Source organism: uncultured Kocuria sp., from assembly GCF_947500125.1.
In the GTDB taxonomy this organism is placed as follows: Bacteria; Actinomycetota; Actinomycetes; order Actinomycetales; family Micrococcaceae; genus Kocuria.
The window spans coordinates 194,925-216,284 of the sequence record NZ_CANMRA010000003.1; the positions used below are offsets into that span (position 1 = coordinate 194,925).

Below are 21,360 nucleotides of genomic sequence, written 5' to 3' on the forward strand. Positions count from 1 at the left end.
CCGCCCGTGCGGGGCGGGCGCTGGGCCCGCGCCCGGGCCTACTCCCACTCGATGGTGCCCGGGGGCTTGGACGTGACGTCCAGGACCACCCGGTTGACCTCTTCGACCTCGTTGGTGATGCGGTTGGAGACCCGGGCCAGCAGGTCGTAGGGCAGACGGGACCAGTCGGCGGTCATCGCGTCCTCGCTCGAGACGGGCCGCAGCACGATGGGGTGCCCGTACGTGCGGCCGTCGCCCTGCACGCCCACCGAGCGCACGTCCGCCAGGAGCACGACCGGCATCTGCCAGACCTCGTCGTCGAGCCCGGCGCGGGTGAGCTCCTCGCGGGCGATGGCGTCGGCCCGGCGCAGGATCGCGAGGTTGGTCTCGCTGACCTCCCCGATGATGCGGATGCCGAGCCCGGGGCCGGGGAACGGCTGGCGGCCGACGATCTCGTGGGGCAGGCCGAGCTCGCGCCCCACGGCCCGGACCTCGTCCTTGAACAGCGTGCGCAGCGGCTCGACCAGCTCGAACTGCAGGTCCTCGGGCAGCCCGCCCACGTTGTGGTGGCTCTTGATGTTGGCGGCGCCCTCCCCGCCGCCGGACTCCACGACGTCGGGGTAGAGGGTGCCCTGGACCAGGAAGCGCACGGGCTCGCCCTCCTGGGCGGCGGTCCGGGCGACCTCCTCCGCGGCGGCCTCGAAGGAGCGGATGAACTCCCGGCCGATGATCTTGCGCTTCTGCTCGGGGTCGGTGACGCCGGCGAGCGCGGTGAGGAAGCGCTCCTTCTCCTCGGCGACGTAGAGGTTGACGCCGGTCGCGGCGACGAAGTCCTGCTCGACCTGCTCGGCCTCGCCCTCGCGCAGCAGCCCGTGGTCCACGAACACGCACGTGAGCTGGTCGCCCACGGCCCGCTGGACCAGGGCGGCGGCCACGGCGGAGTCCACGCCGCCGGAGAGCCCGCAGATCACGGACGCGGTGCCGACCTGCTCGCGGATCCGCTGGACGTGCTCCTCGATGATGTTGCCGGTCGACCAGGTGGGCTCGACCTGCGCGCCCTCGAACAGGAAGTGCTCGAGCACCTGCTGCCCGTGCACGGAGTGCTTGACCTCCGGGTGCCACTGCACGCCGTAGAGCCGGCGGGCGTGATCGGCGAAGGCGGCCACCGGGGTCGTCTCCGTGGAGGCGAGGACCTCGAAGCCGGCGGGGGCCTCGACGACCGAGTCGCCGTGGCTCATCCAGACGGTCTGGGTGCCGGGCGAGCCCTCCAGGATGGAGGCCGCGGGCCCGCCCACGGCGGTGGCGGTGGTCGCCCCGTACTCGCGGGCGCCGGTGTGGGCGACGGTCCCCCCGAGGGCCTGCGCCATGGCCTGGAAGCCGTAGCAGATGCCGAGGACGGGCACGCCGGCCTCGAAGAGCGCCGCGTCCTGCTGCGGCGCGTCCTCGGCGTAGACGGAGGAGGGGCCGCCCGAGAGGATGATCGCCGCCGGGTTCTTGGCGAGGATCTGCTCGGTCGACCAGGTGTGGGGGACGATCTCGGAATAGACACTGGCCTCGCGGACCCGGCGGGCGATCAGCTGCGCGTACTGCGCGCCGTAGTCGACCACCAGGACCGGGCGCTGCTCCAGATCGGTGCGGGTCTCAGCTGTTTCGGTCACGCCCTCCATCCTAGGCCAGGCGCGGGACCGGCTCAGTACCGCTTGGCGGCCTTCGGGTTGGCGCGCAGCTCGGCGGTGGTGGAGGCGTGGATCTTGCGCTCCACCACGAAGGAGAGGAACGGCACCACGCCGCCCAGGGCCATGACCACGAGCTGCGGGAAGGGCCAGCGCATGAGCGTCCAGATCCGGAAGCAGGAGATGAGGTAGACCACGTAGAACCAGCCGTGCACGATGAGGATCCACGTGGAGATGTTGACCCCGCCGGCGAGGTTCTCGAGCTCGAGGTCCTGCCAGCCGAGGGCCACGGTCTGCCCGGTGGCCCGGTCGGTGCCGCCCGCGACGAGGTCGTAGCCCAGTCCGTAGCGGGTGATCATCTCGGCCACGAGCAGCAGCAGGAACGTCCCGGAGATCCAGGCGCAGACCATGTAGAAGCCCAGGGCGCCGCGGATCTGGGCCTCGGTGCCCCCGAAGCGGCGGCGCGGCTGCAGGGCGGCCGCCCGGCGCGGGACGCGACCCGGGGACGCCGCCTCCGAGGGCCGGGCGTCCGGCGGCAGGGAGACGCGCACCCCGTCGGTGCGCTCCTTCGGCGAGGGCGCCGGGGAGGGGGTCGGCTGCGTGGGTTCAGTCATGGTGGGCTCCGGTCCTGTCCTGGGTCCTGTCGTGGGTCCTGGGCTCGCGCGCCCGGTCGCCGGGCTGGTCGTCGAACCAGTAGTACTCCCCCGCCTCGGGGTCGTAGTAGTAGTAGCGGCCGCTGGCCTCGTCGTAGTAGTAGTCGCCGTGGAACGAGCCGTCGGACGAGCCGCCGGACGAGTCACCGGAGGAGTCGCCCTCGAAGTAGAAGTACTCCTCCGGGTTCTGCTCGCGCTGCCACTCGTCGCGCACGAACCGCCACCAGATGTAGAGGGCGAACCCGGCGAAGACCACCCACTCGACCGCGTAGAAGACGTTGAGCAGGTTGACGGACTCGTCCGTGGGCTGCTGGTCGATGTCGAGCCGGGACAGCTCCGGGCTCAGCAGCGCGGCGTCCGGGGCGAGGGTCCCGTCCTCGGCGAGCGGCGGCGGCGCGGGGGCGGGGTTCTCGGCGAAGGCGGCCACGTACCCGGACCACAGCGGGGCGTCCCAGAGGTTGGTGAGCTGCGCCGGGGACACCGTGCGCACCTGCCCGGCGGGCAGGTCCTCGCCCGGCACCGGGCCCTCGGCGGGCAGGTACCGCCCGACGAGGTCGACGGCGCCCTCCGGCTCCTCCGGCACCGACGCGGGGTCGGCGATCCAGCCGCGGGCCACCGCGAGGGTCAGCTCGCCGCCGGCGTCCGGCCACAGGTCCGCGCTGCCCGGCACGGTGAGGGCGGTGACCGCCCACCAGCCCTCCGCGCCGTCCTGCAGCCGCCCCGGGACCAGGACGGTGGACCCGTCCCGGTACTCGCCGGTGACGGTGACGAGCTGGTCGGCCTGCTCGGCGGTCACGGGGGCACCGGCCTCGACGGCCTCGGCCAGCGGGACGGCCACGTCCTTCGCGGGGTCCGCGACCGTGCGGGACTGCTCGCTCGACTCCAGCTGCCACTGGCTCAGCAGCACGAATCCCACGGCCAGCCCGAGACTCACGATCAGGGCGAGGATCGAGCGGGGGCGCAGGGCGGTCGTGAGCACCCGTCAAGGCTAGTGCGCCTTCCTGGACGTTCGCCAGTTCCGCGCGGGGCCCGCGCCGCGCCGGCGGGGCGCGGCGCGGGCCCCGCCGGGGCGGCGCGGCTCAGCCGCGGATGACCACCTCGGCGCGCTGGAACTCCTTGAGCTCCAGGTACCCGGTGGTGGCCATCGAGCGGCGCAGCGCGCCCACGAGGTTGGAGGTGCCGTCCACGTGGCGGGACGGCCCGAAGAGGACCTCCTGCAGGGGGCCCACGGTGCCCACGCGGGTGCGGAGCCCGCGCGGCAGCTGCCCGTGGTGGGCCTCCGCGCCCCAGTGCCAGCCCTGCCCGGGCGCCTCCTCCGTGCGGGCCAGCGCGGTGCCGAGCATCACGGCGTCCGCGCCCATGGCGAGCGCCTTGACGATGTCCCCGGAGACCCCCACGCCGCCGTCGGCGATGACGTGGACGTAGCGCCCGCCGGACTCGTCGAGGTAGTCCCGGCGGGCGGCCGCGACGTCGGAGATCGCGGTGGCCATGGCCGCGTGGATCCCGAGGGTGTTCTGGATGCGCATCGAGGCACCGCCGCCGAAGCCCACGAGCACGCCGGCCGCGCCCGTGCGCATGAGGTGCAGCGCCGGCGTGTAGCCCGCGGCGCCGCCCACGATCACCGGGACGTCGAGGTCGTAGATGAACTTCTTGAGGTCCAGCGGCTCCTGGTTGCGGGAGACGTGCTCCGCGGAGACCGTGGTCCCGCGGATCACGAAGACGTCCACGCCGGCGTCCAGGACGGTGCGGTAGTGCTCCACCGTGCGCTGCGGCGTCAGGGAGCCCGCGACGATGACGCCCGACTCCCGGATCTGCGCCAGCCGGGCCGTGATCAGCTCCGGCTGGACGGGGGCCTCGTAGAGCTCCTGCATCCGGCGCGTGGAGGCCGGGGCGTCCTCGCCGGAGAGCTCCGCGATCTCGTCGAGCACCGGCTGCGGGTCCTCGTAGCGGGTCCACAGCCCCTCGAGGTCCAGCACGCCCAGTCCCCCGGCCCGGCCGAGCGCGATGGCCGTCTCCGGGGACGTCGCCGAGTCCATCGGGGCGCCCAGGAACGGGATGGAGAACCGGTAGGCGTCGATCTGCCAGTCCGTGGACACGTCCCGGGGGTCGCGCGTGCGGCGCGACGGGACGAGGGCGATCTCGTCCAGGGAGAAGGTGCGGCGGGCGCGTTTGGAGCGGCCGATCTCGATGTCGTAGCTCATGGTGTCCTTTCCGAACGGTGCCGCGGACGGTCGCTCAGCGCTGGTAGTTGGGTGCCTCGACGGTCATCGTGATGTCGTGCGGGTGGGACTCCTTGAGCCCGGCCGGCGTGACGCGCACGAACCGGCCCTGGTGCTTGAGCTCCTCGACGGTGTGGGCGCCCACGTAGAACATCGTCTGGCGCAGGCCGCCGTCGAGCTGGTGGACCACGGCGGAGAGCGGGCCGCGGTACGGGACCTGGCCCTCGATGCCCTCGGGGATGAGCTTCTCGTCGCTGGCGACGTCGGCCTGGAAGTAGCGGTCCTTGGAGTAGGAGGTGTTCTTGCCGCGGGACTGCATGGCGCCCAGCGAGCCCATCCCCCGGTAGGTCTTGAACTGCTTGCCGTTGACGAAGATCAGCTCGCCCGGGGACTCGTCGCAGCCCGCGAGCAGGGACCCGACCATCACGGAGTCCGCCCCGGCCACGAGGGCCTTGCCGATGTCGCCGGAGTACTGCAGGCCGCCGTCGGCGATCAGGGGCACGCCCGCCGGGATCGCCGCCTTCGCCGCCTCGTTGACGGCGGTGACCTGGGGGACGCCCACGCCGGCGATGATGCGGGTGGTGCAGATCGAGCCGGGGCCCACGCCCACCTTCACGGCGTCCGCGCCGGCGTCGACGATGGCCTGGGCGCCGTGGCGGGTGGCCGCCTGCCCGCCGATGACGTCCACGTGCGCGGCGGCGGTCTCCGCCTTGAGCCGGGCGATCATGTCCAGCACGCCCTGGGAGTGCCCGTTGGCGGTGTCGATGAACAGGGCGTCGACGCCGGCCTCGACGAGGGCCATGGCCCGCTCGAAGCCGTCGCCGAAGAAGCCGACGGCGGCGCCGACGCGCAGTCGGCCCTCGTCGTCCTTGGTGGCGTGGGGGTACTGCTCCGCCTTGGTGAAGTCCTTGATCGTGATCAGGCCCGTGAGCCGGCCCGCGTCGTCGACGAGCGGCAGCTTCTCGATCTTGTTGGACGCCAGGAGCTGGTGCGCGTCCTCCTTCGCCATCCCGACCTTGCCGGTGATCAGCGGCATGGGGGTCATGATCTCGCGCACCCGGCGCCGCGGGAACTCGCTCTCCGGCAGGTACCGGGTGTCGCGGTTGGTGATGATGCCCAGCAGCTTCTGCTCGGCGTCCACGACGGGCAGGCCGGAGACCCGGTAGTAGCCGCAGAGCCGGTCCAGCTCCTCGAGCGTCGCCTCCGGGGAGATGGTCACGGGGTCGGTGATCATCCCGGACTCGCTGCGCTTCACCCGGTCCACGTGCTCGGCCTGGTCCTGGATCGAGAGGTTGCGGTGGATCACGCCGATGCCGCCCTGGCGGGCCATCGCGATCGCCATCGAGGACTCGGTGACGGTGTCCATGGCGGCGGACAGCAGCGGCACCTCCAGGTCGATGCGCCGGGACAGCCGGGTGCGCGTCGAGGCCTCGGACGGGATGACGTCCGTGTTGCCGGGCAGCAGCAGGACGTCGTCGTAGGTCAGGCCGGTGAACCCGAAGGGGTCCTCGGACAGGGCGGTGGGGACGGCGGTATCCGACACGGTGGGGCCTTTCGGGTTCGAGGGAGTCGCGACCATTCTACGGGCCGGTCCCCGGCCGGCGGACGGCTGTGGCCGCGCTCACGACCCGACGGCGAACCCGGCCCGGTCCGCGAGCAGGGCCGCCTCGACCCGCTGCGCGAACATGGGGGCCAGCGTCCGCACGTACTCGACCGTGAGGTGGTTGTTGTCCCAGTACGTGAACACGTTGCCGACGACCGGGGTGCAGGTGCCGTCCGGGCAGATCAGGTCCCCCAGGTCGACCATGGAGACCCGCGGCAGCTCGGCCACCGGGGCCAGGGGGCTGTCCGGGCCCAGGATCACGTGGGAGGCGGTGCACTCGGGGGCGTCGGGGCCGTGGTCCGCGGCGCAGCGCGCGGGGACGAAGTCGAACCGGGGGTTGTCGCGCAGGGCGACGACCTGGATGCCGCGCTCCGCCAGCCCGCGGACGCGCTGCTCCATCCCGGGGGTGAACTGCTCCTCGTTCTCGTCCGTGCTGCGGGTGCCCTGCAGCAGCACCAGGTCCGGGTCCACGGCCTCCACCACGGGGTCGGTGCCCTCGAGCCAGCGGGCGCACGCCTCGTGGTCGGCGACCTGCTCCTCGGGCAGTCCGTACAGGCAGTTGCCCCGGATGTAGGTCACCACGCGCCAGTCGTTGCGCTCGGCCAGGTGCTCGACGGCCGGGATCCACTGGTGCACGTGGCTGTTGCCGATCACCAGCATCGTGGCGGCGGGCTCGGGGTTGGGGACGGTGTCGAAGCACCACTGCTGGAAGCGTTCGCCGACCCCCGTGGCGGGCGGACAGGGCTCGCCGAGCACCGGCTTCGCGTACGGCTCCCCGGTGATCACGGGGACGGTCTCGGCGTCCGGGTCGCCCTGGTACCGGAAGCCCGGCAGCAGGGCGGCCGCCCCGGGGTTGTTGCGGTCGGCGGAGGCGGCGATCTCGAGGGCCCGCCGGTCCTCCGCCACCCGGGCCGCGGTCACGGGCACCGCGACCGTCGCGAGGCACACGACGATCACCGCGCCCAGCCGCAGCCGGCTCCGCTCGGGCCAGGACCAGCGCTTGAGCGGGTCCTCGACCAGCCGGGTGACCAGCACCGCCAGCACCAGGCAGACCAGGACGATGGCCACCCCCGAGCGGGGCCCGGCCATGGGGCGGTCGCGGAGCACGAGGTAGGTGATCAGCACCGGCCAGTGGATCAGGTACAGCGCGTAGGCCGAGTCGCCGAGCCGCACCAGGGGGCGGGAGGCGAGGATCCGGTCCAGGCCGAAGCGCGACCCGGACTGCCCGGCCGCGATGATCGCCGCCGCCGAGAGCAGCGGCCACAGCGCGATCCACCCGGGGAACGCCCCCTGCACGTCGACGAGCACGCCCACCGAGACCATGCTGACCAGCCCGGCCCAGCCGAGCACCACGCGCAGCCCGCGGCCGGGCCGGAGGTGGGGCACGGCCAGGGCCAGCAGCGAGCCCAGGGCGAACTCCCACAGCCGGGTGCGGGTGTCGAAGTAGGCGAACTCCTGCTGCGTGGCCGTGGAGTGCACCGACCACGCCAGGGAGGCCACGAGGATCAGCCCGAAGGACACCGCCAGCACCGGGACGGGGCGCCACCGGCTCCGCCGGGAGACCAGCCACGCCGCCCCGAACACCAGCGGCCACAGCAGGAACACCTGCCCCTGCACCGACAGGGACCAGAAGTGCTGGAACGGGGAGGCCGTCGAGTGGTCGGCGGCGTAGTAGTCCACCGCGGACAGCGCCAGTGCCCAGTTCTCCGCGTAGAACACCGAGGCCAGCGCCTCGGCCCGCCACCGCCCGGCGTCGTAGGCCGGGTAGAACAGCTCCACCAGCACCAGCGTGCCCAGGATGGTGAGCACCGCCAGGGGCAGCAGCCGCTTGAACACGTGCAGCCAGTACCGTCCCAGGGCCAGCGGCCGCCCCGCCTCGAGCTTGCGCACGAAGGACAGGGTCAGGAAGAACGCCGAGATCAGCAGGAAGACGTCCACGCCCCCGGAGACCCGCCCGAGGAACACGTGGTAGACCACCACGAGCAGCACCGCCACCGCGCGCAGGCCCTGCACCTCGGGACGGAACCCCGAGTACCGGCTTCCCCGCCGCGGCGCCGCGTCCCGGCTCTCGGAGGTCCCGGTGGGCGGTTGCGGGGCGGCGGCGTGCACGGTGGCCACGGGGGCACCTCCAGAGGAGCGGACCGGCGCGGCCGCGGGGCGGCGCCGGGAGGGGGGAACGGGGGGGACGAGCTGGGGGGGGGCGGGGCGGGGAGACCCTTCGCGACCTTATCGCACGACCGGCGCCGCACCGGGGGACGCGCCCCGGGCCGGGGTCCCCGGGACGCGTCCCGGGGCGCCGGACCGCACCGTGCTCACGAGGTCGCCTCCTGGAGGAGCGTGCCGGGGAGCCGCGCCTCGAGGCCCGGCGCCATCGTCCGTGCGTAGGTCCAGGTGAGGTGGTGCGGGTCGAAGAAGACGTACACGTTGCCCACCACGGGGCGGCACAGCCCCTCCGGGCAGATGAGGTCGGTGAGGTCCAGCGAGGTGAACCCGCTGCGGTCCCGGAGGGCGTCGGCCGGGTTGACGGGGGCCAGCACCTGCTCGACGGGCACGCGGCACCGGTCGGCGTCCTGGCCGTGGCGCTGGGCGCACTCGTAGGGGTTGAAGTCGAACCGGGGGTTGTCGCGGAAGCCGACGACGTCGATGCCCCGGCCCGTCAGACGGTCGACCAGCTCGGGGAACCCGCCGACCAGGGCCTCGGCGGAGCCGTCCATCAGGGCCGCGTAGGTGGAGGTCGTCATGACCGCGTCCGGTGCGAGCCGCTCGACGTACTCGATCGCCGCGTCGTTGCCCTCGTGGCAGGCGTCCCCCTCCGGGCGCACAGCGAAGGCGCAGCCCGGTTGCAGCACGGCGACGAGCTGCCAGTTGCGCTCCTCCGCCACCGGGATCAGCGCGCCCATGAACTGCTCCATGTGGGAGTTCCCGACCACCGCGATCGTGCGCGCGGGGTCCGACAGGGCGGGGGTCTGGCGGCAGTACTGCTCGAGGACCTCCCGCTCGGGGGCGAACTCGCCGGAGCAGGGCTCGGGCAGTCCCACCCACTCGTCGCCCAGCGCGGAGGCCAGGGGCAGGGTGGGGGCCTCCGGGTCGCCCCGGAACTCGAAGTCCGGGTCCAGCACCGCGGCCCCCGGGCTGTTGCGGGCGGCCTCCTCCGCCAGCACCGCCGCCCGCCGGGCGTCGGCCTGCTGCCACACCAGCACCGGCACGGCCACGAGCGCCAGGCTCACCAGCACCGACACCGCCAGCCGCCGCTTGTCCCGCTCCGGCCACGCCCACCGCTGGAACGGGCGCTCCACCAGCTTCGTGGCCAGCACCGCCAGCACCAGCGAGACCACGATGATCACCACCCCCGACCGCGGCCCGGCCACCGGCCGGTCCCGCAGCACCAGGTACGTGATCAGCAGCGGCCAGTGCACCAGGTACAGCGCGTAGGAGGCGTCCCCCAGCCGCACCAGCGGCCGCGAGGCCAGGAGCCGGTCCACGCCGAAGGGCGATCCGGTCCGCCCGGCCACGACGATCGCCGCCGCCGAGAGCAGCGGCCACAGCGCGATCCACCCGGGGAACGCCCCCTGCACGTCGACCAGCATCCCCACCGAGACCATGCTCAGCATCCCGGCCCAGCCCAGCACCACCCGCGCGGTGCGCGGCGGGTTCAGGTACGGCACGGCCAGGGCCAGCAGCGAGCCCAGGGCGAACTCCCACAGCCGGGCCCGGGTGTCGAAGTAGGCGAAGGCCTGGTTCGTGGCCGTCGAGTGCACCGACCACGCCAGGGAGGCCACGAGGATCAGCCCGAAGAACACCGCCAGCACCGGGACGGGGCGCCAGCGGCCGCGCCGGCACACCAGCCACGCCGCCCCGAACACCAGCGGCCACAGCAGGAACACCTGCCCCTGCACCGACAGGGACCAGAAGTGCTGGAACGGGGAGGCCGTGGAGTCGTCGGCCGCGTAGTAGTCCACCTCGGCCAGCGCCAGCGCCCAGTTCTCCACGTAGAGCACCGAGGCCAGCGCCTCCGTGCGCACCCGGTCGATCCGCGCCTCCGGGAAGAACCACCACGCCAGCACCAGCGTGCCCAGGATGGTGAGCACCGCCAGGGGCAGCAGCCGCTTGAACACGTGCAGCCAGTACCGTCCCAGGGCCAGCGGCCGCCCCGCCTCGAGCTTGCGCACGAAGGACAGGGTCAGGAAGAACGCCGAGATCAGCAGGAAGATGTCCACGCCCCCCGACACCCGGTCCAGGAACACGTGGTAGACCACCACCAGCAGCACCGCCACGAACCGCAGCCCCTGCACCTCCGGGCGGAACCCCGCGTACCGGGCCACCCGCCGGGCCGTGCCGGCGCCGACGGGCGGGTCCTGCACACCGGAGCTCGTCATGGGCACCTCCTGGGAGCACCGTGCCGCCGCAGGCGCGGCACTGGTCGGGCGGGTCCCCGCACTCTACCGGAGGCCCCGGTGCGGACCCCGGGGACGGCGACGGACCCGCCCCACCGGTGGTGGGACGGGTCCGTGGGGCGGGCCGGGTCAGTGCTGGTGGCCGTGCCCGTCGTCCTCGGCCGGCTTGTCCGTCACGAGCGTCTCGGTGGTCAGCACGAGCGCCGCGATGGACGCGGCGTTCTGCAGCGCCGAGCGGGTGACCTTGACCGGGTCGATGATCCCCGCGCCGACCATCTCGACGTACTCGCCGGTCGCGGCGTCGTAGCCGTGGCCGGCCTCGAGCTCGGCCACGCGGGCGGCGACCACGGCCCCGTCCTGGCCGGCGTTCTGGGCGATCCAGTACAGCGGCTGCCGCAGGGCGCGGCGGACGATGCCGAGGGCGGTCGCGGCGTCACCGGTGAGCCCGAGGTCGGACTCGTCGAGGACCTTCGCGGCCTGCACGAGAGCGGTGCCGCCGCCGGAGACGATGCCCTCCTCGAGGGCCGCGCGGGTCGCGGAGACGGCGTCCTCGATGCGGTGCTTGCGCTCCTTGGCCTCGACCTCGGTGGCGGCGCCGACCTTGATCACGGAGACCCCGCCGGCCAGGCGGGCGAGCCGCTCCTGCAGCTTCTCGCGGTCCCACTCGGAGTCGGTGCGCTCCACCTCGGCGCGGATCGTGGCGACCCGGTCCTGGATCGCGGCCTGGGTGCCGCCGCCGTCGACCACGGTGGTGGTGTTCTTGGTGACCGTGACGCGCCGGGCGGTGCCCAGCTGCTCCAGGGTGACCTGGTCGAGGCTGATGCCCAGCTCGCTGGTGATGAGCTCGCCGCCGGTGAGGACCGCGAGGTCCTGCAGGATCGCCTTGCGGCGGTCGCCGAAGCCGGGGGCCTTGAGGGCCACGACGTCGAGGTTGCCGCGCAGCTTGTTGACCACGAGGGTGGAGAGGGCCTCGCCCTCGACGTCCTCGGCGATGATGGTCAGCGGCTTCTTGGCCTGGAGGGCCTTCTCCAGCACCGGCATGAGCTCCGGCACCGAGGAGATCTTGCCCTGGTACAGCAGCACCAGGGAGTTCTCCATGACGGCTTCCTGGCGCTCGGCGTCGGTCACGAAGGACGGGGACAGGTAGCCCTTGTCGAACTGCATGCCCTCGGTGACGTCGAGCTCGACCTCGGTGCTCGAGCCGTCCTCGATCGTGATGACGCCGTCCTTGCCGACGGTCTCGAAGGCCCGGGCGATGAGCTCGCCGATCGCCGGGTCCTGCGCCGAGATGGTCGCCACGTGGGCGACGTTGGCGCCCTCCACGGGGCGGGCGTCCTCGAGCAGGCGCGCGGAGACGGCCTCGACGGCCTTCTCGATGCCGCGCTTGAGGCTCAGCGGGTCGGCGCCGGCGGCCACGTTGCGCAGGCCCTCCTTGACGAGCGCCTGGGCGAGCACGGTGGCGGTGGTGGTGCCGTCGCCGGCCACGTCGTTGGTCTTGGTCGCCACCTCCTTGGCGAGCTGGGCCCCGAGGTTCTCGAACGGGTCGTCGAGCTCGACCTCGCGGGCGATGGTCACGCCGTCGTTGGTGATCGTGGGGGCGCCCCACTTCTTGTCGAGCACCACGTTGCGCCCGCGCGGGCCGAGGGTGACCTTGACGGTGTCGGCGAGCTTGTTGACGCCGTTCTCGAGGGACTTGCGTGCGGCATCGTCGAATGCCAGCTGCTTGGCCATGGACTATGGCTCCTTCTGGGTGGCTGGGGTCGCCAGCGGGGTTCGTGGATCAGGATCGGCGAAGGGTGCCCGCCGCGGGCCCCGCGGGGCGTGTGCGGCAGGCACCCTTCGTCAGGACTGCGCGGTCTGCGCCGGGTCGGTGCGCCCGGTCTACTTCTCGACGACGGCGAGCACGTCGCGGGCCGGGAGCACGAGGTACTCCTCGCCGTTGTACTTGACCTCGGTCCCGCCGTACTTGGAGAAGATCACGACGTCGCCCTCCTTGACGTCGACCGGGATGCGGTTGCCGGAGTCGTCGACACGACCGGGTCCGACGGCCAGGACCTTGCCCTCCTGGGGCTTCTCCTTGGCGGTGTCCGGGATGACGAGACCGGACGCGGTGGTCTGCTCAGCGGCGAGCGGCTGAACGACGATGCGATCCTCGAGAGGCTTGATGGAGACCGACACGATCTCTCCTTGTCTGTAGGGGTGGAAAACGGTGGGCGACCGCGGGCGGAGCCCGCTGTCGAGCTTCGGGCCGGTTGGCGCACCAACCGTCGTCGCGGTGCCGATCGATCGCCTGGCCCTTAGCACCCTCACCCGGAGAGTGCCAAGGCCAACTGTAGGAGGGGGCTGGCAGTCGGTCAAGGCGAGTGCCAGCGCGTCGACGTCCAGGATCCACGGTGGCCGAATTAGGTCATGCCGGTGTTTCCCAATGATTTGCCTCACGCCCGCCCGACGCTCTAGGTTGGCGGTAAGGCAACCCTTACCTCGGCCGAGCAGCGGTGCCCTCCTGGACGAACCGCACGCCTGCGTGCGGTGTCGTCGCGCCCATCGGATCCCGCCGGCGCCCTCCCTCCCGGAGCGCGCCGGCGTCCTCTGCACGAAGGAAGACCATGAACCGCACTGCCCGACACCGCTCCACCGCCCTGCTGGCCGCCGCCTCGGTCCTGGCCCTGGCGGGCTGCTCGACCTCCGGCGCGGCGACCACCGACGGGGACGCGCCGAGCGGCGCCTCGACGGAGACCGTCAGCGTGGAGCACGCGCAGGGCACCACGGACGTCCCCGTGGACCCGCAGAACGTCATCACCTTCGACCTCGGGGTCCTCGACTCGATGCGGGCACTGGACGAGGACGTCCAGGGCCTGCCCCAGGGCGGGAGCCTGCCCGAGCAGTTCTCCGAGTACCGCTCGGACGAGTACGTCAACGCCGGGTCCATGAAGGAGCCGGACCTGGAGGCCGTCGCCGAGGCCGACCCGGACCTGATCGTGATCTCCGGGCGCACCGCGGACTTCTACGACGAGCTCACCGAGATCGCCCCCACCGTGGACCTCTCGCTCGACCAGACCGACGCGCTGAACTCCTTCACGGAGCAGTCGCGGACCCTCGGCGAGATCTTCGGCAAGGAGGCCGAGGTCGAGGAGCGGCTGACCGCCATCGAGGAGCAGATCGAGGAGACGAAGGCCCGGACCGCCGAGGCCGGCTCCGCCATGTTCCTGCTGACCAGCGCCGGCGAGGTCAACGCCTACGGCCCCCAGTCGCGCTTCGGCAACATCGTCTTCGATCTGCTGGGCTTCGAGTCCGCCGCCGACGTCCGGGCCGAGGGCACCCACGGCGAGGCCGTCTCCTTCGAGGCGATCGCCGACGCGAACCCCGACCACCTCTTCGTGCTGGACCGCGACACCGCCATCGGCCAGTCCGGCGGCGAGGCCGCCCAGCAGGTGCTCGACAACGAGCTCGTCAACGGCACCGCCGCCGCCCAGCAGGACCGGATCACCTCCGTGGACAGCGCGAGCTGGTACCTGGTCGGCTTCGGCCTGGACAACTTCCCCGCCATGATCGGCGAGGTCCGGGACTCCCTCTCCTGATCCACCGAGCCGATCCACCGAGCCGATCCACCGGCCTGATCCACCGGCCCGGTCGAGCACGGCTCCCGGCCGCTCCGCACGGCGCCCGTGCGGAGCGGCCGGGACCGGGCCGGACCGCGCCGGACCGCGACCGCGGCCACCCCGAGCACCGGAAGGTCCCCCGATGACCACCACGCAGCGATGAGCACCGCCGTGACCCCCGCCCCGCGCCCCGCGGCCGCCGGCCCCGTGCCGGCGGCGCCGCCCGCGGAGGGCTCCACCCCGGTGGCCCCCGGCGCGTCCGGCCGGGCCAACGCCCGCCGGCTCGCCGCCGCGAGCGCCCTCGTGCTGGTCCTGGCGGTCGTCAGCACCTTCGTCGGGGTCCTGGACGTCACCCCGTGGTCCCTGGGGAACCAGCTCGTCACCGGTGACCTCGACGGCTTCCGGGCCTCGATGGAGATCATCGCGGTCTCCCGCTTCCCGCGCACCGCCTCGGTCGTGCTGGCCGGCCTCGCCCTGTCCGTGGCGGGGCTGATCATGCAGCTCATGGTCCGCAACAAGTTCGTGGAGCCCTCCACCGTGGGCACCGTCGAGTCCGCGCAGGCCGGCCTGCTCGTGGTGACCCTGCTCCTGCCCTCGGCCCCGCTCCTGCTGAAGATGGGCACGGCCTCCGTGTTCGCGGTCGCCGGGACCGCCCTGTTCCTGCTCGTGCTCCAGCGCATCCCCCTGCGCAGCGCCCTGCTGGTGCCGCTCGTGGGGATCATGCTCGGCAACGTCATCGCCTCCGTCACCACGTTCTTCGCCTACCGGTTCGACCTCCTGCAGACGCTCAACGCCTGGATGCTCGGCGACTTCTCCGGCGTCCTGCGGGGCCGCTACGAGCTGCTGTGGCTCGTGCTGGTGCTGACGGTGGTGGGCTACGTCGCCGCCGACCGGTTCACGGTGGCGGGCATGGGCCACGAGTTCACCACCAATCTCGGCATCGACCACCGGAAGGTCATGGCCCTCGGCATGACCCTCGTGGCCCTGATCTCGGCCGTCGTCGTGGTCACCGTCGGGTCGATCCCCTTCCTGGGGCTCGTCGTGCCCAACCTGGTGTCCATGCTCGTCGGGGACAACTCCCGCCGCACGGTGCCCTGGGTCGCCGTCTTCGGCGCCGGCTTCGTGCTGGCGTGCGACATCGTCGCCCGGGTGATCCGCTACCCTTACGAGATCCCGGTGGGCACCGTCGTCGCCGTGGTCGGCGGCGCCCTGTTCCTCACCATGCTGCTGAGGGGGCGCCACCGGTGAGCACCAGGACCTCCGTCCTGCCCCCCGCCCTGACCGTCCGCGGACCCCGGCGGGCGCGCCCCGCCCTGTCCCCCGGCGCCTGGATCGGGATCCTCGCCGTCCTGGCCGCCGCCTCGGTCGGCCTCTACCTGACCGTGGACCTGAGCGGCGACCTCGGCTACGTCCTGCCCCGCCGGGTCAACCGGGTGCTGACGATGGTGCTCGTCGCCTACGCCGTGGGCGTGTCCACGGTCCTGTTCCAGACGATCACCGGCAACCGCATCCTCACGCCGTCGATCATGGGCTTCGACGCTCTGTACGTGCTCCTCCAGACGGTCCTCGTCTTCTTCGTCGGCTCCGCAGGCCTGGTCGCCCTGGGGGACGGCGCGACGTTCGGGCTCGAGCTCGCCCTCATGGTCGCGTTCAGCTGGCTGATCTACCGGTGGCTGTTCACCGGCTCCGGGAAGTCCCTGCACCTGGTGCTGCTCGTCGGCATCGTCTTCGGCACCGTCTTCCGCGGGATCTCCTCGCTGCTGCAGCGGCTGCTCGAGCCCAGCGAGTTCGTCGTCCTCCAGGACGCGATGTTCGCCTCGTTCGGCAACGTGGACACAGGGCTCCTGCGCCTGTCCGCGCTGCTCGTGGGGCTGGTCTCCCTCGTGGCACTGGCCTTCCGCCGGCACCTCGACGTCCTGGCCCTGGGCCGGGACACGGCGATCAGCCTGGGCGTCGACCACACCCGGGTGGTCACGGCCGTGCTGGTGGTCTGCTCCGTGCTCGTGGGCGTCTGCACCGCACTGGTCGGGCCCATCACGTTCTTCGGGCTCATCGTGGCGAACCTCGCCTACGCGCTGTGCCGGACCTTCCGCCACCGGCACGTGCTGCCCATGGCCGTGCTGCTGGGGATCATCGCGCTCGTGGGCGGCCAGGTGGTCCTCGAGCAGGTCTTCGCCTTCGACACCGCGCTGAGCATCGTGATCGAGTTCGCCGGCGGGCTGCTGTTCCTCGTGCTGCTGCTGCGGGGATCCATCAAGTGACAAGGAGCGCACCGTGATCGAACTGACCGGCCTCACCAAGAGGTACGGGACCCGGACCGTCGTCGACGCCGTCTCGGGGACCATCGAGGCGGGCGGGATCATCTCGATCATCGGCGCCAACGGCGCCGGGAAGTCGACCCTGCTGTCCATGGCCGCTCGGCTGCTGCCCATGGACGAGGGCACCGTGTTCGTGGACGACCTGGACGTCCTGAGCACCCCCTCGGACCAGCTGGCCCGCAAGCTGTCCATCCTGCGCCAGGAGAACAGCCTGACGGTCCGGCTGAGCGTCCGGGACCTCGTGGCCTTCGGCCGCCACCCGCACTCCAAGGGCCGGCACACCGCCGCGGACCGGGAGCACGTCGAGCGCGCCCTGCGCTACCTCCAGCTCGAGGAGCTCGCCGACCGCTATGTCGACGAGCTCTCCGGCGGGCAGCGGCAGCGGGCGTTCATCGCCATGGTCATCGCCCAGGACACCGACTACGTGCTGCTCGACGAGCCGCTCAACAACCTCGACATGAAGCACGCCGTGGAGATGATGCGCCTGCTGCGGCAGATGGCCCGCGACTTCGGCAAGACCGTGGTGCTCGTCATCCACGACATCAACTTCGCGTCCTGCTACTCCGACCGGATCATGGCCATGAAGGACGGCGCCCTCCTGCACCACGGCACGCCCGAGGAGATCATGCGCCCGGCCGTGCTCCGGGAGATCTACGGCATCGACATCCGCGTGGAGGAGGTCGACGGCCACCGCATCGGCATCTACTTCGTCTGACCCTCCCCGCCCCGACCCGAACGGCACCCATGAACCCCGACTCCCCCGTCGACCCCCGCGAGATCGCCCCGCTGCTGACCCGGGAGGGCATGGCCCTGCTCGAGTCCCTGGGCCCCTACGACGAGACCGAGGCCCTGCGCACGGCCACCCGGCTGCGCGCCGAGGGGCACGCCCCGGAGCTCGTCTCCGCGGCCCTGAGCCAGACGAGGCTGCGGACCCGGGCGCGCGAGAAGTTCGGGGACTTCGCCGACCGCATGCTCTTCACCCGGGCCGGCCTCGAGCAGGCCACCCGGCTGCGGGTGGCCGCCCTGCACGCGCGGCGCTTCGCCGACGCGGGCCTCGAGCACGTGGCCGACCTCGGCTGCGGCATCGGCGCGGACGCGCTCGCGCTGGCCTCCCTCGACCGCAGGGTCACCGCCGTGGAGCTCGACGAGACCACGGCCGCGGTCGCCACCCTCAACCTCGCCCCGTTCCCCGAGGCCACGGTCCTGCACGCCGACGTGGCGTCCCTGGACCTCGCCGCCCTGCCCGCCGGGCCGCCGGACGGGGTGTGGCTGGACCCGGCCCGGCGCACGACGTCGTCGTCCGGCACCCGCCGGATCTTCGACCCCGAGGCGTTCTCCCCGCCCCTGTCGTTCGTCGAGGCGCTGGCCGGGCGCGGCCTGCCGGTCGGGGTGAAGCTGGGGCCGGGCATCCCGCACGAGGCGGTCCCCGCCGGGTGCGAGGCGCAGTGGGTCTCCGACCGGGGCGACGTGGTCGAGGCCGTGCTGTGGTTCAACGCGGTGGCCCGCCCCGGGGTGCGGCGCGCGGCGCTCGTGCTCTCCGAGCACGGGTCCGCGGAGATCGTCAGCCCGGAGGACCACGACCCCGCCCACGCCGACGCGGTGGTCGGTCCCGTGGGCGCCTACCTCTACGAGCCGGACGGCGCGGTGATCCGGGCGGGCCTCGTCACGGACCTCGCCCGGCAGCTGGGCGCGCGGCTGATCCACCCCCGGATCGCCTATCTCACCTCCGACGAGCTCGTGCGCACCCCGCTGGCCCGCGCGTACCGCGTGCGGGAGGTGCTGCCGCACACCGTCAAGGTGCTCAAGCGGTGGGTCCGGGAGCACGAGGTCGGCACCCTCGAGATCAAGAAGCGCGGCACGGACGTGACCCCGGAGCAGCTGCGCCGCCGGCTCGCGCCGAAGGGCCCCGGCCGGGCCACGCTCGTGGTCACCAGGACGGCCCCGGACCCCGCCCCGGGGGACCCGGGACGGACCGGTGCGGGCCCCGCGGAGAAGCGCGTCGTGATCGTCGTGGAAACCGTAGACTGAGGGCTCCGCGGGCCGTCCGGCCCGCCCCCGACCGGGCGCCCGCCCCTCAAGACCACGGAGGACCTGCCGCGTGGAGATCTCGTTCGCCCGCTCCCACCAGTCGACGCTCGGCGTCGAGTGGGAGATCGCCCTCGTGAACGGCAGCACGGGGGATCTCGTGCCCCGCGGCCGGGAGACGTTCGAGGCGGTCCTGGACGCCCATCCGGACTGGGGCACGGACGGCGACCACCCGCACCTCACCGGGGAGTTCCTGCTCAACACGATCGAGCTGGTCACCGGGGTGTGCCGGGACGTGGCCCACTCCACCGAGCAGCTGTCCACCATGATGGACGAGATCCGCAAGGTCACCGACCCGCAGGGCCTCGAGGTCTTCGCAGCGGGCACCCACCCCTTCGCGCGCTGGCAGGACCAGCAGGTCACCGACAAGCAGCGCTACCACAAGCTCGTGGACCGCGCCCAGTACTGGGGCCGGCAGATGGTCATCTACGGGGTTCACGTCCATGTGGGCCTCGACTCGCGGGCGAAGGCCCTCCCGGTGCTCGACGGGCTGCTGACCTACTACCCGCACCTGCTGGCCCTGTCCGCGAACTCGCCGTTCTGGGCGGGCGAGGACACCGGCTACGCGTCCCAGCGCTCCATGATCTTCCAGCAGCTGTCCACGGCGGGGCTGCCGTACCACTTCCCGTCCTGGACGGCGTACGAGCAGTGCATCACGGACATGATCGCCACCGGCATCATCGAGGAGATGAGCGAGGCCCGCTGGGACGTGCGCCCCGTGCCCCGGCTGGGCACCGACGAGGTCCGCTTCTGCGACGGGCTCTCGACCCTGTGGGAGGTCGGTGCCCTCACGGCGCTCACCCAGTGCCTCGCGGAGTCCCTCTCCCGGGACGTGGAGGCCGGGCGCGCACCGGTCCGGCTCAAGCCGTGGCACATCCAGGAGAACAAGTGGCGGGCGGCCCGCTACGGGCTGGACGCCGAGATCATCACCGACCCGCGCAACATCGAGCGGGACCTGTGCGAGGACCTGACCGCGCTGCTCGACCGTCTGGAGCCGGTGGCCGCGGAGCTCGGCTGCTCGCGGGAGCTCGCCGACGTGGAGCGGATCATGCAGCAGGGCGCCGGCTACCAGCGCCAGCGAGCGGTCGCCCGGGCCCACGACGGGGACCTGCACGCGGTCGCCCTCGACATCGTCCGCCGCACCCGCGAGAACGACTGACCGCCGGGCGCGTCCGCCCGGCGCGCCCGCTCACACGGAGACGGTGGTGACCGGCAGGGACGAGTCGGCGGCGAAGTCCAGCCCGGAGGGCGCACGGCCCTCGGCCACGACCCGGGCGGCGAGCGCGGCGACCATGGCCCCGTTGTCGGTGCACAGCGGCAGCCGGGGGATCACCAGCTCGATCCCGTGCTCGGCGCAGCGCTCGGCGGTGAGCTCCCGCAGCCGGGAGTTCGCGGCCACTCCCCCGCCGAGCAGCAGCGTCCCGAGCCCCTGCTCGGTGCACGCGAGCACGGCCTTGCGGGTGATGACGTCGGCCACCGACTCCTGGAAGGACGCCGCGACGTCGGCGACCGGCACCGGCTCGCCCCGGGCCTCGTAGCCCTCGACGACCCGGGCCACGGCGGTCTTGAGCCCGGAGAAGGAGAAGTCGTAGCGGTGCGGGCCGGGCCGCTCGGCGGAGCCCATGTACTTGCCCGCGCTGAGCCCGCGGGGGAGCCGGAAGGCGGCGGGGTCCCCGTCCCGGGCGGCGGCGTCGATGGCCGGGCCGCCCGGGTAGTCCAGGCCCAGGACCCGGGCCACCTTGTCGTAGGCCTCGCCGGCCGCGTCGTCGATCGTGGCCCCGAGCAGGCGCACGTCCCGGCCGAGGTCCTCGACGGCGAGGATCTCGGTGTGCCCGCCCGAGACCAGCAGCGCCCCGAGGTCGCCGGGCAGGCCGTCGTCGAAGGCGCCCTGGAAGCCCTCGATCCCGGAGTCCTCGAGCAGGCCCACACTGACGTGGGCCACGAGGTGGTTGATGGCGTAGAGCGGCTTGTCCGCGGCCACGGCGAGGGCCTTGGCGGCGGCCACGCCCACCATGAGGGCCCCGGCGAGCCCGGGCCCGGAGGTCACCGCGAGGGCGTCGAGGTCCTCGAGGCCCACGCCCGCCCGGTCCAGGGCCTCGCGCAGGGTGGGCACGATCGCGTCGAGGTGGGCGCGGGAGGCGATCTCGGGGATCACGCCGCCGAAGCGCACGTGCTCGTCCATCGAGGAGGAGACGACGTTGGCGAGCAGGGTGCGCCCCCGCACGATCCCCACGCCCGTCTCGTCGCACGAGGACTCGATGCCCAGCACGAGCGGTCCGTCGGTCATGGGGTCTCCTCCGTCGGTGCGGTCGGGTCGGTCGGGGCGGTCGGGTCGGTCGGGGCCGCCGCCGCGGCCGGGGCGCAGGGTGCGCCCGGCGCGGCGAGGTCGAGGCGCATGATCAGCGCGTCGGCGCCGTCCCGGTAGTAGCGGGGACGGACGTGGATCTGCTCGTACCCGAAGCGGCGGTAGAGCTGCTGGGCGCGCGGGTTGTCGGCGCGGACCTCGAGCAGCACCTCGGTGGCGCCGAGCTCCCGGGCCTGCGCGTGCAGCGTGCGCAGCAGGGCGGAGCCGATCCCGCGGCCCTCGTGCTCGGGGACCACCGCGATGGTCTGCACGTCGCCCACGGGGCGGATGCACATCAGCCCCGCATAGCCGACGATCTCACCGTCCTGCTCCGCCACCCAGTACCAGCAGACGGGCTGGGCCAGCTCCGCGGCGAACATCTCCAGCGGCCAGGCGTCCACGGGGAAGAGCCGCCGCTCGAGCGCGTGCACCGCCGCGACGTCCGCGGGGACCATCCGGCGCAGCGTCCAGGGGCCGGGACCGCGTGCGGCGC

General features: G+C 72.9%; 17 protein-coding genes. 6 read left to right on the forward strand and 11 right to left on the reverse strand.

Annotation, left to right across the window (positions count from 1 at the left end; translation table 11 throughout):
• Positions 1–38 precede the first annotated feature (38 nt).
• The 9 genes from guaA to groES form a co-directional block, all read right to left on the reverse strand.
• Positions 39–1,646, reverse strand: a complete 1,608-nt coding sequence (gene guaA, locus Q0817_RS03420; protein ID WP_298584426.1) for a glutamine-hydrolyzing GMP synthase — start codon at positions 1,644–1,646, stop codon at positions 39–41.
• A 23-nt stretch (positions 1,647–1,669) separates the two neighbouring features.
• Positions 1,670–2,266, reverse strand: coding sequence for a DUF3817 domain-containing protein (locus tag Q0817_RS03425; protein ID WP_298584428.1), 597 nt, complete (start codon positions 2,264–2,266; stop codon positions 1,670–1,672).
• A complete protein-coding gene (locus tag Q0817_RS03430) occupies positions 2,259–3,284 on the reverse strand; it encodes an SURF1 family cytochrome oxidase biogenesis protein (RefSeq protein ID WP_298584430.1) in 1,026 nt (341 codons plus the stop codon). The genes Q0817_RS03425 and Q0817_RS03430 overlap by 8 nt, the downstream gene beginning before the upstream one ends.
• Before the next feature lie 100 nt (positions 3,285–3,384).
• Entirely contained in the window at positions 3,385–4,506 is a 1,122-nt protein-coding gene (locus Q0817_RS03435; RefSeq protein ID WP_058872572.1) for a GuaB3 family IMP dehydrogenase-related protein, read from the reverse strand.
• Between the two features lie 34 nt (positions 4,507–4,540).
• Positions 4,541–6,103 (reverse strand): IMP dehydrogenase, encoded by a 1,563-nt coding sequence (gene guaB, locus Q0817_RS03440; RefSeq protein WP_298584433.1) that lies wholly within the window; start codon positions 6,101–6,103, stop codon positions 4,541–4,543.
• Between the two features lie 42 nt (positions 6,104–6,145).
• Positions 6,146–8,245 (reverse strand): acyltransferase family protein, encoded by a 2,100-nt coding sequence (locus tag Q0817_RS03445; protein ID WP_298584435.1) that lies wholly within the window; start codon positions 8,243–8,245, stop codon positions 6,146–6,148.
• A gap of 194 nt (positions 8,246–8,439) precedes the next feature.
• Positions 8,440–10,503 carry an acyltransferase family protein gene (locus Q0817_RS03450; RefSeq protein WP_298584436.1) on the reverse strand — a complete coding sequence of 688 codons (2,064 nt, stop codon included), beginning with the start codon at positions 10,501–10,503 and terminating at the stop codon, positions 8,440–8,442.
• Between the two features lie 147 nt (positions 10,504–10,650).
• On the reverse strand, positions 10,651–12,252 hold the full coding sequence (gene groL, locus Q0817_RS03455; protein ID WP_298584438.1) for a chaperonin GroEL: 1,602 nt from the start codon (positions 12,250–12,252) through the stop codon (positions 10,651–10,653).
• A gap of 150 nt (positions 12,253–12,402) precedes the next feature.
• A complete protein-coding gene (gene groES / locus Q0817_RS03460; protein WP_047801805.1) occupies positions 12,403–12,699 on the reverse strand; it encodes a co-chaperone GroES in 297 nt (98 codons plus the stop codon).
• A gap of 428 nt (positions 12,700–13,127) precedes the next feature.
• Here groES and Q0817_RS03465 point away from each other — a divergent pair, with 428 nt between their 5' ends.
• The 6 genes from Q0817_RS03465 (at position 13,128) to Q0817_RS03490 (ending at position 19,682) form a co-directional block, all read left to right on the forward strand.
• Complete coding sequence (locus tag Q0817_RS03465; protein WP_298584442.1) at positions 13,128–14,099, forward strand: siderophore ABC transporter substrate-binding protein; 972 nt, start codon at positions 13,128–13,130, stop codon at positions 14,097–14,099.
• A 180-nt stretch (positions 14,100–14,279) separates the two neighbouring features.
• Positions 14,280–15,368: an ABC transporter permease gene (locus Q0817_RS03470; protein ID WP_298584443.1), complete on the forward strand. Its 1,089-nt coding sequence runs from the start codon at positions 14,280–14,282 to the stop codon at positions 15,366–15,368.
• Positions 15,365–16,381, forward strand: coding sequence for an iron chelate uptake ABC transporter family permease subunit (locus Q0817_RS03475; protein WP_298584444.1), 1,017 nt, complete (start codon positions 15,365–15,367; stop codon positions 16,379–16,381). The genes Q0817_RS03470 and Q0817_RS03475 overlap by 4 nt, the downstream gene beginning before the upstream one ends.
• 13 nt (positions 16,382–16,394) lie before the next feature.
• Positions 16,395–17,153 carry an ABC transporter ATP-binding protein gene (locus tag Q0817_RS03480; RefSeq protein ID WP_298584447.1) on the forward strand — a complete coding sequence of 253 codons (759 nt, stop codon included), beginning with the start codon at positions 16,395–16,397 and terminating at the stop codon, positions 17,151–17,153.
• A gap of 29 nt (positions 17,154–17,182) precedes the next feature.
• On the forward strand, positions 17,183–18,466 hold the full coding sequence (locus tag Q0817_RS03485; RefSeq protein ID WP_298584449.1) for a class I SAM-dependent methyltransferase: 1,284 nt from the start codon (positions 17,183–17,185) through the stop codon (positions 18,464–18,466).
• Between the two features lie 70 nt (positions 18,467–18,536).
• Positions 18,537–19,682 (forward strand): glutamate--cysteine ligase, encoded by a 1,146-nt coding sequence (locus tag Q0817_RS03490; RefSeq protein WP_298584451.1) that lies wholly within the window; start codon positions 18,537–18,539, stop codon positions 19,680–19,682.
• 30 nt (positions 19,683–19,712) lie between these two features.
• On the opposite strand, the gene tsaD is transcribed toward Q0817_RS03490, so the two are convergent.
• Entirely contained in the window at positions 19,713–20,810 is a 1,098-nt protein-coding gene (gene tsaD, locus Q0817_RS03495; RefSeq protein ID WP_298584453.1) for a tRNA (adenosine(37)-N6)-threonylcarbamoyltransferase complex transferase subunit TsaD, read from the reverse strand.
• A complete protein-coding gene (gene rimI / locus Q0817_RS03500; protein WP_298584490.1) occupies positions 20,807–21,322 on the reverse strand; it encodes a ribosomal protein S18-alanine N-acetyltransferase in 516 nt (171 codons plus the stop codon). Before rimI ends, tsaD begins: the two co-directional genes overlap by 4 nt.
• Between the last annotated feature and the right edge of the window lie 38 nt (positions 21,323–21,360).

Excerpts from the sequence above, each read along its gene's own strand:
- guaA (WP_298584426.1), bottom strand. The coding sequence starts at position 1,646 with ATGGAGGGCGTGACCGAAACAGCTGAGACCCGCACCGATCTGGAGCAG.
- groL (WP_298584438.1), bottom strand. The coding sequence starts at position 12,252 with ATGGCCAAGCAGCTGGCATTCGACGATGCCGCACGCAAGTCCCTCGAG.
- Q0817_RS03425 (WP_298584428.1), bottom strand. The coding sequence starts at position 2,266 with ATGACTGAACCCACGCAGCCGACCCCCTCCCCGGCGCCCTCGCCGAAG.
- guaB (WP_298584433.1), bottom strand. The coding sequence starts at position 6,103 with ATGGTCGCGACTCCCTCGAACCCGAAAGGCCCCACCGTGTCGGATACC.
- Q0817_RS03470 (WP_298584443.1), top strand. The coding sequence starts at position 14,280 with ATGAGCACCGCCGTGACCCCCGCCCCGCGCCCCGCGGCCGCCGGCCCC.
- Q0817_RS03465 (WP_298584442.1), top strand. The coding sequence starts at position 13,128 with ATGAACCGCACTGCCCGACACCGCTCCACCGCCCTGCTGGCCGCCGCC.
- Q0817_RS03450 (WP_298584436.1), bottom strand. The coding sequence starts at position 10,503 with ATGACGAGCTCCGGTGTGCAGGACCCGCCCGTCGGCGCCGGCACGGCC.
- Q0817_RS03435 (WP_058872572.1), bottom strand. The coding sequence starts at position 4,506 with ATGAGCTACGACATCGAGATCGGCCGCTCCAAACGCGCCCGCCGCACC.
- tsaD (WP_298584453.1), bottom strand. The coding sequence starts at position 20,810 with ATGACCGACGGACCGCTCGTGCTGGGCATCGAGTCCTCGTGCGACGAG.
- Q0817_RS03485 (WP_298584449.1), top strand. The coding sequence starts at position 17,183 with ATGAACCCCGACTCCCCCGTCGACCCCCGCGAGATCGCCCCGCTGCTG.
- rimI (WP_298584490.1), bottom strand. The coding sequence starts at position 21,322 with ATGGTCCCCGCGGACGTCGCGGCGGTGCACGCGCTCGAGCGGCGGCTC.